The following is a 13,289-nucleotide window of genomic DNA, read 5'->3' as shown; positions in this document are numbered from 1 at the left end:
GCTACGCCGCGTGCAGCGGGGTTGCAAGCCGGAGGCCGCCATGGGCGAGATCGAACACGCGAAGATCATCCGCATCGCGCGCGAGAGCGGCGAGGAAGTAGTGCCCGAACCCGTCGACCTCGCCGCTCGCGTGCGCGAGCTGCGCAAGGCCCGCGGCTGGACACTCGAACAGGCGGCAGCGCAGGCGGGGCTGGCCCGCTCGACCCTCTCGAAGATCGAGAACGGGCAGATGTCGCCCACCTACGAGGCGCTGAAGAAGCTGGCCGAGGGGCTGGCGATCTCGGTGCCGCAGCTCTTCACCCCGCCCTCGAAGGGACAGGTGACGGGGCGGATGGCGGTGACCCGCGCGGGCGAGGGCGTGGCGCATCTGACCACCACCTACGAGCACGAGCTTCTGGCGAATTCGCTGCGCAACAAGCAGATGCTGCCCTATCGCGCACGGATCCGGGCGCGCAGCTTCGAGGAGTTCCATGGCTGGGTGCGCCATGACGGCGAGGAATTCCTCTATGTCCTCACCGGCATCGTCCGGCTTTACACCGAGTTCTACGAGCCGCAGGAGCTCAAGCGCGGCGACAGCGCCTATTACGACGCCAGCATGGGCCACAACCTCGTGTCGGTCAGCCACGAGGATGCGACGGTGCTCTGGGTGACCTCGCTCGTCTGACCCGAAACAGAAAGGGGGCGCTGCCCCCTCTTGGCTGCGCCAATTCACCCCCGGGATATTTGAGGCAATTGGAAGCTCGGGGCCGCGCCCCTCTTCCAATCGCAGCCAAATATCCCGGGGGTGAGGGCGAAGCCCGAGGGGGCAGCGCCCCCTGCCCGGCTCTCAGCCGCGCGTGGCCAGGGCATCCTCGAGGAGCCGCTTCAGCACGTCGCGCGGCACGTCCGAGGTGACGAAGGCCTCGCCGATGCCGCGCGCCAGGATGAAGCGCATCTTGCCGTCGAGCACCTTCTTGTCCTGCGCCATCAGCGCAATCAGCCCCTCGGCATCGGGCAGATCGCCCGGGATGTCGGCGAGATCCGTCTTCATCCCCATCGCCTTCAGATGCGCGCGCACCCGCGACGGTGCCTCCTGGCTGCACAGGCCAAGCCGCTGGCTGAGCTCGAAGGCGAGCGCGCAGCCGATCGCCACGCCCTCGCCATGCAAGAGCCGGTCGCCATAGCCGGTCGCCGCCTCGAGCGCGTGGCAGAAGGTGTGGCCGAGGTTCAGCAGCGCCCGGTCGCCCTCTTCCGTCTCGTCGCGCGCGACGATCTCGGCCTTCATCTCGACCGAGCGTTTCACCGCCCGCTGCCGCGCCTCGATGTCGCCCGCGGCGAGCTTCGGCCCCATGTCCTCGAGCCATTCGAAGAAGAGCGGGTCGCCCAGCAGCCCGTATTTCACCACCTCGCCATAGCCCGCGAGGAAATCGCGCGCGGTGAGCGTGCCCAGAAGCGCGATGTCGGCGAGCACCAGCGAGGGCTGGTGGAAGGCGCCGATCAGGTTCTTGCCGGCCGTGACGTTGATGCCCGTCTTGCCGCCGACCGAGCTGTCGACCTGGGCGAGCAGCGTCGTCGGGATCTGCACGAACCGCACGCCGCGGCGCAGGATCGCGGCGGCAAAGCCGACGAGATCGCCGATCACGCCGCCGCCGAAGGCGATGACCACGTCCTTGCGCTCGACCTTCTGTTCCAGAAGCCATTCGCAGGCGCGCTCGAGCGAGGCCCAGCATTTCGTGCCCTCGCCCGCCGGCAGGGCGAGCGACACCATCTCGATGTCCCCGAGCCCCGCGCGCAACGCATCAAGATGCAGCGCGCCGACCGTCTCGTCGGTGATCACCGCGATCCGCTTGCGGCGCAGCAGCGGTGCGATCTCGGCCCCCGCCCCGGCAATCAGCCCTGCGCCGAGGCGCACGTCATAGGATCTCGATCCCAGCTCGACCCGAACCGTCTCACGCATCCCGTTCCTCCTCGAAAACTCCGCCGCGCGCGCGCAGCGCCTCGACGACCTTCTGTGCCATGTCCTCGATCGACAGGCCCGGCTCGGCCCCGACCGCCACCTGCGCCAGCGCATAGACCGGTTCGCGCTTCTCGAACAGCTCGCTCAGCGTGCGCTTCGGATCGGCCGTGCGCAGCAACGGCCGGGTGTTCTTGTGCCGCACTCGCTGCCACAGGAGCTCGAGCCCCGCCTGCAGCCAGACCGAGACGCCGAGCCGCGCGATCATCTCGCGGTTCGCTTCGCTCATGAAGGCGCCGCCGCCGGTCGAGACGACGGCGGGCGGACCCGAGAGCAGTCGCGCGATCACCTCGCTTTCGCGGGCGCGGAAGAAGGGCTCGCCGTCGCGGGCGAAGATCTCGGCCACCGACATCTGCGCGGCCTTCACGATTTCCTCGTCGCTGTCGAGAAAGGGCACGCCCAGGGTACGCGCGAGCGCCGTGCCGACGGCGGTCTTGCCCGCCCCCATCATGCCGACGAGAACGATCGTCCGGGCCAGTTTCGGGCGCGGTTCCGGCGCCGGCTGCGGGCTCTCTTCGGTCAAGCGGTCCTCCCTGACGCGCCCGGGCGGGGTGCCGCCGATGCGCGGGCGCTTGCGCAAACGTGAATTCCGGCCCCCTGAATGGCGTGATCTTCCGCGAAATGCCATATATAATCTTTGCGAGTTTCCGCCGCAGGGCGTATCGGAGCGGCGCAGGCCGCGCGTCACGGTGTGCCGTGATCTCCGGAACGGCCGGCGCGGAAGGCAAAACATCGAGCAAGAAGAAACGGAAGACGGACTTATGGGGCGTATTTTTCAGGCCATCGCGATTCTCCTGGTTTTTGCCGTGCTTGCGGTGATTGGTTATGCCTATTTCGGCGACATGCAGCCCCAGACCGGCGAGCAGCGGCTCGAGGTCACATTGCCGGGGGACACGAGTGGCAACTGAGCGCATTTGCGCCGCCCTGCTGCTGACCACGCTTGCCCTGCCCGGCATGGCGCACGCCGAAGGCGAACCGCTTTCGGCGATCGACTGGCTGTCGCGCTCGGTGGTGACGCCGGCCGCCATGGCGCCCGGCAGCCGGGCCGTTCCCGGCGCGCGCCCGGGCGAGCCGCCGGTGAGCAGCGGCGTGACGAACGAATCCGTCTCGGTGATGTCGCTCGACCGGCCGCCGGCGAACGCGCTCGGCCTCGTGCCGGTGGCGCGCACCGGGCTGCCGCGCGATCTGTGGGGCGACACGCCCGAGGCGCAGCTGGCCGCAGCGCTGCGCAAGGAGCGTCTCGACACCCTGCCCTCGGTCCAGGCCTTCGTGATGGAACTGCTGCTGGCCGAGCTTGATCCGCCGCGGGTGCCCGCCCCCGGCGGGCACAATGTGCTCTTCCTCGCCCGCATCGACCGGCTGCTCGACATGGGGGCGCTGGAACAGGCGATGGCGCTTCTGGAACAGGCCGACACCACCGACCCCGAGGTGTTCCGCCGCCGCTTCGACGTGGCGCTGCTGCTGGGCGAGGAGAACAAGGCCTGCGAGATCATGGAGAAGACGCCGCGGCTTGCACCGTCTTTCCCGGCGCGGATCTTCTGCCTGGCCCGGTCGGGCGACTGGCAGACCGCGGCGCTGAGCTTTGGCACCGGCCGCGCGCTTGGCCAGATCGACCCGGAGACGGCCGACCTGCTTGAACGCTTCCTCGAGCCCGAGCTCGCCGACGGCGCCGAGGACCTGCCGCCGCCCAGCCGTCCCTCGCCGCTCGTCTTCCGGATGATGGAAGCGATCGGCCAGCCGATGCCGACGAATACCCTGCCCGTCGCCTTCGCCCAGGCCGACCTGCGCGCGAACACCGGCTGGAAGAGCCAACTCGAGGCGGCCGAGCGGCTGACCCGGATGGGGGTGCTCGATCCGAACCAGCTGCTCGGGCTCTACACCCAGGACCGGGCCGCGGCCTCGGGCGGCGTGTGGGACCGGGTCACGCTGATCTCGGCCTTCGACGCGGCGCTGAGTGCAAATGACCCCGACCGCGTGGCGCAGCTTCTGCCCGGGGTCTGGGACGCGATGCAGGCGCAGGAGCTGGAACCGGCGCTCGCCACGATCTATGGCGAGCAGCTTGCGGCGATGGGCCTGCCGGGCGAGGCGGGCGGCATCGCCTTCCGCCTTGGCCTGCTGAGCCCGGCCTATGAGGCGGTCGCACGCGGCCATGAGCCCGCCGATGCCGACGAGCGGCTTCTGTGCGGCATTGCCCAGGGCTCGACGGCCGGCATACCGGCGCAGGACCAGCTGGGCCTGATGCTCAAGCGCGTCTTCGATGCCCCCACCACCGCCGTGCCGGCGCCCTACGCCGAGATGATGCCGAACCGTCAGGGCGAGGCGCTGCTCACCGCCGTCGACGACATCACCGAGGGCGCGAAAGGCGATTACCGTCGCGTGGAAAGCGGGCTTGCGCTGATGCGGCTGAGCGGGCTCGAGGAGGTCGCGCGGCGCGCCGCCCTTGAAATGGTGATCCTGGAGCGCAACGGATGAGCGCGCCCCCGAACGCGCGCTGGATCGCCACCTTTCTCGAGGCGCAGGCGGCCGAGGCGGGCGCCGCGCGCAACACGATCCTGAGCTATGGCCGCGACCTGACCGATTTCCTCGGCTTCGTCGAGGCGCAGGATCTGGCCTTTGCCACGCTCGGCCGCGAGGCGGTCGAGGATTACCTCGTGCGCTGCGAGGCCGAGGGGCTGGCGAAATCGACGCGCGCGCGGCGGCTCTCGGCGATCCGGCAGCTGTTTCGCTTCGCCTATGAGGAAGGCTGGCGCGCCGACAACCCGACGCTGCGCATCACCGGCCCGGGCAAGGCGCAGCGGCTGCCGAAGACGCTGACGCTCGACGAGGTCGAGGCGCTGCTCGAGGCGGCGCGCGATCAGGGCCAGTCGCTGTCCGAGCAGATCCGCAACCGCTGCCTGATGGAGCTGCTTTACGCCACCGGCATGCGGGTGAGCGAGCTGGTCTCGCTGCCGGTCGCGGCGGCGCGCGGCAATCCGGCGATGCTGCTGATCCGCGGCAAGGGCGGCAAGGAGCGGATGGTGCCGCTTTCCCCGCCCGCGCGCGAGGCGCTGAGCGCGTGGCTGAAGACCCGCGACGCGGCCGAGGAAGAGGCGCGGCTGGGCCGGCGCGTGCCGCCCTCGCGCTTCCTGTTCCCGTCAAGCGCCAAGGAAGGCCACCTGACCCGGCAGGGCTTTCACGGGCTGCTCAAGGACATCGCGGTCGCGGCCGGGGTCAGCCCGGCCAAGGTCACGCCGCATGTGCTGCGCCACGCCTTCGCCACGCATCTGCTGCAGGGCGGCGCCGATCTGCGCGCGATCCAGATGCTGCTCGGCCATGCCGACCTCTCGACCAGCGAGATCTACACCCACGTCCTCGACGAGCGGCTGAAGGAACTGGTCCTCGGCCACCACCCGCTTGCCGGCGGCTCTTGAACGGGGCGCCGCCGCTCCCCATAGTGCGCGATCATGGAAAACCACATCTCGACCCTTCTCGACACCGCCTTCTGGCTGACCGCGGGCGCGATCGTCCTGCTTCTGCTGCTGTCGGCCTTCTTCTCCGGCTCTGAAACCGCGCTCACCGCCGCAAGCCGCGCCAAGCTGCGCTCGAGCGCGGACAAGGGCGACAAGGGCGCCGAGACCGCGCTCGAGATCACCGAGGACAACGAGCGGCTGATCGGCGCACTGCTGCTGGGCAACAATGTCGTCAACATCCTCTCGGCCTCGCTCGCCACCGCGCTGCTGACCCGGATCTTCGGCCAGGGCGGCGTGGCGCTCGCGACGCTGGCGATGACGATCCTCGTGCTGATCTTCTCGGAAGTGCTGCCCAAGACCTATGCCATCACCTTCCCCGAGACCGTGGCGAGCCGCGTTGCCCGCACCGTGCGGCTGCTGATCCGGGTGTTGACCCCGATCGTCACCGTGGTGCGGCTGGTGGTGCGCGGCATCCTGTGGGCCTTCGGGCTGCGCACCGATGCGAACCAGACGATGTTCTCGATCCATGACGAGATCGCCGGGGCGCTGGCGATCGGCGCCTCGGAAGGCACCGTCGACAAGGAGGACCGCGACCGGCTGCTTGGCGCGCTCGATCTGGGCAGCCGCACCGTGGACGAGATCATGCTGCACCGCAGCCAGATCGAGATGCTCGATGCCGACAGCGACCCCGAGACGCTGCTGACCGCGGTGCTGAGCTCGCCGCACACCCGGCTGCCGCTCTACAAGGGCGAGCGCGAGAACGTGGTCGGCGTGATCCACGCCAAGGAACTGCTGCGCGCGGTCGAGAAATTCCTGCGCACCGGCGACGGCAAGCTGGATTCCGTGTCGGATCTCGACGTGATGAAGGTGGCGATGAAGCCCTATTTCATCCCCGAGACCACACCGCTCGACGAGCAGATGCGCGAATTCCTCAAGCGGCGCACGCATTTCGCCCTCGTCGTCGACGAATATGGCGACCTGAAGGGGCTGCTCACGCTCGAGGACATCCTCGAGGAGATCGTGGGCGACATCACCGACGAGCTCGACCCCAAGGCCGAGCGGCAGCTGAAGCCCACCGAGACCGGCGATTACCTGGTCGACGGCGCGATGACGATCCGCGACCTGAACCGCGAGACCGACTGGGCGTTGCCCGATGACGAGGCGAACACCGTCGCGGGCCTGGTGATCCACGAGGCGCAGACGATCCCCGAGGAAGGTCAGGTGTTCTCCTTCCACGGCTTCCGCTTCGAGGTGGTGACGCGCAAGGACAACCGCATCACCACGCTGAAGATCAAGCCGCTGCTGCCGATCGCCGGCTGATCAGCGGTAGAGCAGCGAACGGCCCCCGGCGAAGAGATGCACCTTCGCCGGATCGGCCGCGAGGGTCACCCGGCTGCGGCGCAGATCGGCGTGGATGCCCGGCAGCTTCGCGATCATGTGCGGCGCGCCCATCTCCTCGCCGAAATACAGAAGCGTCACCTCGCCCAGTGCCTCGACGATCTCGACGGTGCCGGTGAACAGCCCCGCGCCCGTGGTCAGTACCAGATCCTCGGGCCGCACGCCGATGTTGACCTTCAGCCCCATATCGGCCGCCGTGGTCGGCACATGGCTGACCGCGGTGCCGCCATCGACCAGCTTCACCGTCGTCTGCGGCCCCGTCGCCACCACCTCGCCCGCCAGCAGGTTCATCTGCGGCGAGCCGATGAATTGCGCGACGAACTCGTTTTCCGGCCGCTCGTAGAGCTCGAGCGGCGAGCCGACCTGCGCGATGCCCTTGTCGGCCAGCACCACGATGCGCGAGGCCAGGGTCATCGCCTCGACCTGATCGTGGGTGACATAGATCATCGTGCGATCGGGCATCGCCTCCTTGAGCTGGGCGATCTCGATCCGCGTCGCCACCCGCAGCGCCGCATCGAGGTTCGAGAGCGGCTCGTCGAAGAGATAGACCTTCGGGTCGCGCACGATCGCCCGGCCGATCGCCACGCGCTGCCGCTGCCCGCCCGAGAGCGCCTTCGGCAGCCGGTCGAGATAAGGCGTCAGCTGCAGGATGCGCGCGGCATTTTCCACAGCCTTGTCAATCTCTTCGCGGGACTTCTTCGCGATCTTCAGGGCGAATTCCATGTTCTGCCGCACGGTCATGTGCGGGTAGAGCGCATAGCTTTGGAACACCATCGCGATGCCGCGCTGCGCCGGCGGCATGTCGTTCACCCGCTGCCCGTCGATCACCAGATCGCCGCCCGAGATCTGCTCGAGCCCGGCGATCATTCGCAGCAGCGTGGACTTGCCGCAGCCCGAGGGGCCGACGAAGACGATCAGCTCCCCGGCCCGGATCTCGAGGTTGATGTCCTTCAGGATGTCGACGTCACCATAGGCTTTGGAAATCCCGGTGAGGGAGAGATCGGCCATGTCACGCTCCGCTGTTCAGACGCAGGATGCTCGACTGCCAGGAGCCGAGCTGAAGACGGTTGTCGCCGGTGGGCCGGATCGAGCCGAGCTCGCCCGCGAGCGTCACCCAGTCCCCGGGCGGCAGATCGGTGTCGACGGGCGCATCGGTCAGGTTGAAGACGCACAGGATGGTCTCGTCCTCGGCCAGCCGCCGGAACCGCAACACGCCGTCCCGGGCCTCGATCTCCGTCATAAGACCGGCACGCAACGCCCTGTGATTCTTTCGAAATGCGATCGCGCGGCGGTAATGGTGCAACAGCGCCGCAGGGTCTGCCTCGGCGGCATCGACGGCCAGTGCGGATTGCGCCGAGGAGATCGGCAACCAGGGCTTGGCGCTGGAGAAGCCGGCATAGACCGCGTCCTTCTCCCAGACCATCGGCGTGCGGCAGCCGTCGCGGCCCTTGAACTCGGGCCAGAACTCCTTGCCATAGGGGTCCTGCAGGTCCTCGAAGGCGATCTCGGCCTCCGGCAGGCCCAGCTCCTCGCCCTGATAGAGGCAGACCGAGCCCCGCAGACACATCAGAAGCGTCGTGTAAACCTTTGCAGAAGCAGCGGAAAGACCCCAGCGGCTGATGTGGCGCACGACGTCATGGTTCGAATAGGCCCAGCAGGCCCAGCCCCGCGGCGCAACCGCATCGACCTTGCGGAAGACCGCGGCGATATACTCGGCGCTCAGCGGTTCGTGGCCCGACAGCAGCTCGAAGGCATAGGACATCTGCACCCCGACGCCATCGGCGGTATATTCGCCAAGGATCTCGAGCCCGCGCTGGCTGTCGCCGATCTCGCCCACGGCCGCAGCCTGGAAAGGCTCCATCACTGCCCGAAGTTTCTTCAGGAATTCAATGTTCTTCGGGTGGTTCTTGTCGTGGATGTGGCGCTGGTGATTGTAGGGGTTCACCTTCGGCGCGGTGCTGTCGTTGCGCTCCTCGACCGGCAGCGGCGGGTTGTCGCGCAGCTGCTCGTCATGCATGTAGAAGTTGATCGTGTCGAGGCGGAAGCCGTCGACGCCACGCTCGAGCCAGAACCGCGCCACATCCAGAAGCGCCTCCTGCACCGCCGGGCAATGGAAGTTCAGGTCCGGCTGGCTGACGAGGAAGTTGTGCAGGTAATACTGCTCGCGCCGGGCGTCCCATTGCCAGGCCGGACCGCCGAAGATCGACAGCCAGTTGTTCGGCGCCGTGCCGTCGGGCTTCGGATCGGCCCAGACATACCAGTCGGCGCGCGGGTTGTCGCGGCTCGCCCGGCTCTCCTGAAACCAGGGATGCACATCCGAGGTGTGGCTGAGCACGAGGTCGATCATCACCTTCAGCCCGAGCGCATGGGCCGTGGCGATGACCTGATCGAAATCGGCAAGGCTGCCGAACATCGGGTCGACGTCGCAGTAATCAATGACGTCATAGCCGAAGTCGCGCATCGGCGAGGTGAAGAAGGGCGAGATCCAGATCGCATCGGCGCCAAGCGAGGCCACATGCGGCAGCCGGCGCACGATCCCCAGCAGATCACCCACCCCGTCGCCGTTCGTGTCCTGGAAACTGCGCGGATAGATCTGATAGATCACCGCGCCGCGCCACCAGTCGGCATCCTTTTTCATCATGGTCATTCAGCCACCTTTCACCGAGCCGGCCAGCAGGCCGCGCACGAGGTATTTCTGCATTGCAAAGAAGACGAGAAGCGGCACCGAGATCGACACGAAGGCGGAGGCCGCGAGAATTTCCCAGTCGCCCCCGCGCGAGCCCATCAGCTCGCGCAGGACGCCGGTCATCACCAGCTGATCGTGGCGGTTGCCGAGGAAGACGGTGGCGACGAGAAGGTCGTTCCAGACCCAGAGGAACTGGAAGATCGCGAAGGAGGCGAGCGCCGGGAAGGACAGCGGCAGGATGATGCGGCGGAAGATCTGGAACTCGGTCGCGCCGTCGACGCGGGCGCTCTCGATGATCTCGCGCGGCAGACCGACCATGTAGTTGCGCAACAGGTAGATGGCGAGCGGCAGGCCGAAGCCCGTATGCGCCAGCCAGATCCCCATGTAGCCCTTGCCGATGCCGATGTCGTTGTGCAGCTTCAAAAGCGGGATGAGGGCGAGCTGCAGCGGCACGACCAGCAGCCCGACCACTGCCGCGATCAGCAGCGCGCGGCCCGGAAACTCCATCCAGGCGAGCGCATAGGCCGCGAAGGCCGCGATCAGGATCGGGATGACGGTGGCGGGAATCGTCACCGTCAGCGTGTTCAGGAAGGCCTGGCCCAGCCCTTCGGCGCCGATCACCCGGGCATAGTTTTCCGTGGTCACGCGCGGCGGCACGGTGGTGGTGACGAAGATCCGCATCGCCCGCCCGCCGGTGAAGGCCGCGGGCGAGCTCAGCCGATAGCTGCCGTCGGCGGCGACGGTCAGGCTTTGCCCGTCCTTCAGCGCGGCGGTCTCGCCCGGGCGATAGGCCTCGGGCTCGCGCGAGGTCACGCCCCAGGCATCGAGCCGCTGGCCCTTTTCAAGGACAGTGCCCGAGATCACCCAAAGCGCGCCCTCCTGCACCGCCGTGTCCGCGCCGCCCGCGCGCACGAAGGCCGAGGCGGTCGAGGGGAAAGCGGCCTTCCACCAGCCAGAGGCCGCGATCTGGTCGCGGTCGCGGAACGACGACACCAGCAGGCCGAAGGTCGGCACCGTCCACAGCAGCACCAGCAGAAGGGCGGCCAGGTTCACCGCCCAGACAAGACGCGCGCGGGTTCCGGCGATCTGGCTCATCACATCATCTCCCGGCGCGCGTTGCGGATGTTCCACACCATGATCGGGGTGACGAGCGCCATGATGACCAGCGCAATCGCCGAGCCGCGGCCGTAATCGGGCGCACCGCGGAACATCCAGTCATACATCAGGTTCGCCAGCACCTGGGTGCCCCATTGCCCGTTCGTCATCACGAAGACGATGTCGAAGATCTTCAGCACGGTGATGGTGATCGTGGTCCAGACGACGGCGATCGTGCCCCAGATCTGCGGCACCTTGATGCGGAAGAACAGCTGCCACGGGTTGGCACCGTCGAGGATCGCGGCCTCGATCGTCTCCTCGGGGATGCCGCGCAGCGCGGCCGAGAGGATCACCATGGCAAAGCCGGTCTGGATCCAGATCAGCACCGCCATCAGGAAGAAGTTGTTCCAGAACGGAATCGTCAGCCAGGTCTCGGGCGGATGGCCGAGCGCGGTCCAGATCGCATTCAGCAGGCCGATCTGCTCCTGCCCCTCGGCGCGGTAGTCGTAGATGAACTTCCAGATCACCCCAGCGCCGACGAAGGAGATCGCCATCGGCATGAAGATGAAGGATTTCGCGACATTGCCCCAGCGGATGCGGTCGGTGACCTGTGCCGCGAGCAGGCCGAAGAAGGTGGAGGCCGCGGGCACCACCAGCAGCCACAGCAGGTTGTTCAGGATCGACTCGCGGAATTTCGCGTCGCCCGCCAGCCAGCGGTAATTGTCGAGCCCGACCCAGGCCCGCCCGCCCGCGTCATGCAGGCTGCGCCAGATCGAGTCGAAGACCGGGTAGACGAGGTAGACCGCAAGGAACAGGATGGCCGGCCCGATGAAGAGCCAGGGCCGCACCATGTTCGCACGCAAGATGTTGGTGCCAGCATGCGCCCCGCGCGAGGGCCAGACCCAGTCGAGGATCAGGTTCGATCCCCAGAACCAGGCCACGCAGCCGAAGACGCCAGTGACGATCGTGCCCGCGGCATAGCTGAGCTGTTCCATCCGTCCCCCCGAAAGACACGGCCCCGCCGGCACTGCGGCGGGGCCGATGCGCTTATTTCAGCGTGTTCCAGGTTGCCTGGATCGCGCTGGCCACGTCTTTCGCCGGCTTGCCGCCGACATAGTCGACCATGCCGGTCCAGAACGCCCCCGCGCCGATCGCACCCGGCATCAGGTCAGAGCCGTCAAAGCGGAAGGTGGTGGCATTGAGCAGGATGTCCCCCATCTTCTTCAGCGTCGAATCGCCGTAAAGATCGGTGTTCACCCCCTTGTAGGGCGTGACGAAGCCGGTCTGCGCCATCCAGACCTCATGCGCGATCGGGCTTTCGAGGAAGGCGATGAAGGCGTCGCCCACCGGGTTGTCGCTGAGCTTGGCAAACATCGTGCCCGCGCCCAGCACCGGCTGGCCCAGATCCTTCTCGGCATAGGCCGGGAAGTAGAAGAAGTCGGCGTCCTGGCCGATCACCGTGCCTTCCGGGAAGAAGGACGGGATGAAGGAGGCCATCTTGTGCATGTAGCACTGCGGCGGCGAGGTGAAGAGCCCCTTCGGACTGTCGCGGAAGTCGGTCGAGGCAACGGCGCCGGTGCCGCCGGCAACGAAGCTGTCGGTCTTCGCGAACCAGCCGAAATCCTCGATCGCGGCGACCACCTTCGGATCGTCGAACTTCAGCTTGTTCGAGACCCAGTCGTCATAATCCTGCGGCGTGTTGAGGCGCAGCATCAGGTCCTCGACCCAGTCGGTCGCGGGCCAGCCGGTGGCGCCGCCCGAGCCGATGCCGATGCACCAGGGCGTGCCGCCGTCCTTGACGATCTGCTCGGTCAGCGCCTTGAGTTCTTCCATCGTCTTCGGGATCTCGTAGCCCGCATCGGCGAAGTTCTCGGGCACATACCAGACCAGCGATTTGACGTCGGCCTTGAACGGGAAGGCGTATTGGTGGTGCTGCCCGTCGGGCCCGGCATAGTTGCCATAGGCGGCCCAGCTGTCGCCCGCGGCGTAATTGTCCTTGATCCACTGCTCGGTGCCGTCGGCCAGCGGCTTCAGATGCCCCTTCTTCGCCAGGTCGGCGGCCAGGCCCGGCTGCGGGAAGACCGCGATGTCGGGCGGGCTGCCGGCCTCGGCGTCGATGACGATCTGCTGCTCGAAACTGTCGGAACCGGAATATTCCACATCCGCCCCGGTTGCGGCGCGGAAGTAGTCGATCACGCTTTCGAACAGGTCGCGGTCGGGGCCGAGCCAGGGGCCGAGTACGGTCAGCTTCTTGCCCTTCAGGTCCATCTTCGCGAGCGCGTCATAGCTTGCCCAGTCGAAGCGGCTGTCCTTGCCGGGGGCGAATTTCAGCTCGCCCGCGCCCGCGGCCGAGGCGGCCAGCGCGATCAGCGCCACGCCGAGATAAAGGCTTTTCCTCATGCATCCCTCCCGAAATCGGGCTTTCGCCCAAGGTCACGTCCGACGCCCCTGCCCCGGTCTCGCGACTCGATGTCAAAGCGCTTTGGATGCAGAAAGCTCCGGTATCGCGGCGCGAAAGTCAATCGAATGAAATGCCGCAACTGCACTGTAACCAAAAGGATTATTGTGCATCTGCAGCATCGCGCCTTGCGGCACGGCATCCGATTGACGCGCCAGACAGGCAGCGCTAACGTGCCAGACACTCAAAGCGGTTTGGATGCCAACGCGC

At 67.3% G+C, this 13,289-nt stretch carries 12 protein-coding genes; 5 read left to right on the top strand and 7 right to left on the bottom strand.

Annotated features, from left to right (window positions below; genetic code table 11):
- Positions 1 to 40 precede the first annotated feature (40 nt).
- Positions 41 to 664 (top strand): helix-turn-helix domain-containing protein, encoded by a 624-nt coding sequence (locus AC0QTQ_RS09275; RefSeq protein ID WP_121532208.1) that lies wholly within the window; start codon positions 41 to 43, stop codon positions 662 to 664.
- Between the two features lie 162 nt (positions 665 to 826).
- Here the strand turns inward: AC0QTQ_RS09275 and aroB are convergent, their stop codons facing one another.
- Complete coding sequence (gene aroB / locus AC0QTQ_RS09270) at positions 827 to 1,936, bottom strand: 3-dehydroquinate synthase (protein WP_480256338.1); 1,110 nt, start codon at positions 1,934 to 1,936, stop codon at positions 827 to 829.
- The gene (locus AC0QTQ_RS09265) at positions 1,929 to 2,444 is read right to left on the bottom strand and encodes a shikimate kinase (RefSeq protein WP_480259212.1); all 516 of its coding nucleotides are present in this window, start codon (positions 2,442 to 2,444) and stop codon (positions 1,929 to 1,931) included. Before AC0QTQ_RS09265 ends, aroB begins: the two co-directional genes overlap by 8 nt.
- 109 nt (positions 2,445 to 2,553) lie before the next feature.
- Between AC0QTQ_RS09265 and AC0QTQ_RS09260 the strand changes: the two genes are divergently transcribed.
- From AC0QTQ_RS09260 to AC0QTQ_RS09245, 4 genes are read left to right on the top strand one after another with little or no spacing between them, the layout of a single operon-like run.
- Positions 2,554 to 2,901 (top strand): hypothetical protein, encoded by a 348-nt coding sequence (locus AC0QTQ_RS09260; protein ID WP_480256337.1) that lies wholly within the window; start codon positions 2,554 to 2,556, stop codon positions 2,899 to 2,901.
- On the top strand, positions 2,891 to 4,465 hold the full coding sequence (locus tag AC0QTQ_RS09255; RefSeq protein ID WP_480256336.1) for a hypothetical protein: 1,575 nt from the start codon (positions 2,891 to 2,893) through the stop codon (positions 4,463 to 4,465). Before AC0QTQ_RS09260 ends, AC0QTQ_RS09255 begins: the two co-directional genes overlap by 11 nt.
- Complete coding sequence (locus AC0QTQ_RS09250; protein WP_480256335.1) at positions 4,462 to 5,403, top strand: site-specific tyrosine recombinase XerD; 942 nt, start codon at positions 4,462 to 4,464, stop codon at positions 5,401 to 5,403. Before AC0QTQ_RS09255 ends, AC0QTQ_RS09250 begins: the two co-directional genes overlap by 4 nt.
- 33 nt (positions 5,404 to 5,436) lie before the next feature.
- Positions 5,437 to 6,762 (top strand): HlyC/CorC family transporter, encoded by a 1,326-nt coding sequence (locus tag AC0QTQ_RS09245; protein ID WP_480256334.1) that lies wholly within the window; start codon positions 5,437 to 5,439, stop codon positions 6,760 to 6,762.
- Here AC0QTQ_RS09245 and AC0QTQ_RS09240 read toward each other — a convergent pair whose 3' ends face one another.
- From AC0QTQ_RS09240 to AC0QTQ_RS09220, 5 genes are read right to left on the bottom strand one after another with little or no spacing between them, the layout of a single operon-like run.
- A complete protein-coding gene (locus AC0QTQ_RS09240; protein ID WP_121532200.1) occupies positions 6,763 to 7,848 on the bottom strand; it encodes an ABC transporter ATP-binding protein in 1,086 nt (361 codons plus the stop codon).
- Position 7,849: 1 nt separating this feature from the next.
- Positions 7,850 to 9,487 carry an alpha-glucosidase family protein gene (locus AC0QTQ_RS09235; RefSeq protein WP_480256333.1) on the bottom strand — a complete coding sequence of 546 codons (1,638 nt, stop codon included), beginning with the start codon at positions 9,485 to 9,487 and terminating at the stop codon, positions 7,850 to 7,852.
- Positions 9,488 to 10,621 (bottom strand): carbohydrate ABC transporter permease, encoded by a 1,134-nt coding sequence (locus AC0QTQ_RS09230; RefSeq protein WP_480256332.1) that lies wholly within the window; start codon positions 10,619 to 10,621, stop codon positions 9,488 to 9,490.
- Positions 10,621 to 11,616, bottom strand: a complete 996-nt coding sequence (locus AC0QTQ_RS09225; RefSeq protein WP_480256331.1) for a carbohydrate ABC transporter permease — start codon at positions 11,614 to 11,616, stop codon at positions 10,621 to 10,623. The genes AC0QTQ_RS09230 and AC0QTQ_RS09225 overlap by 1 nt, the downstream gene beginning before the upstream one ends.
- A gap of 52 nt (positions 11,617 to 11,668) precedes the next feature.
- Positions 11,669 to 13,021 (bottom strand): ABC transporter substrate-binding protein, encoded by a 1,353-nt coding sequence (locus tag AC0QTQ_RS09220; RefSeq protein WP_480256330.1) that lies wholly within the window; start codon positions 13,019 to 13,021, stop codon positions 11,669 to 11,671.
- Positions 13,022 to 13,289 lie beyond the last annotated feature (268 nt).

The organism is Paenirhodobacter sp. YD-8, assembly GCF_056590935.1.
The sequence above is the reverse complement of the archived record's forward strand: the minus strand, read 5'-3'. Positions and strand labels throughout refer to the sequence as shown.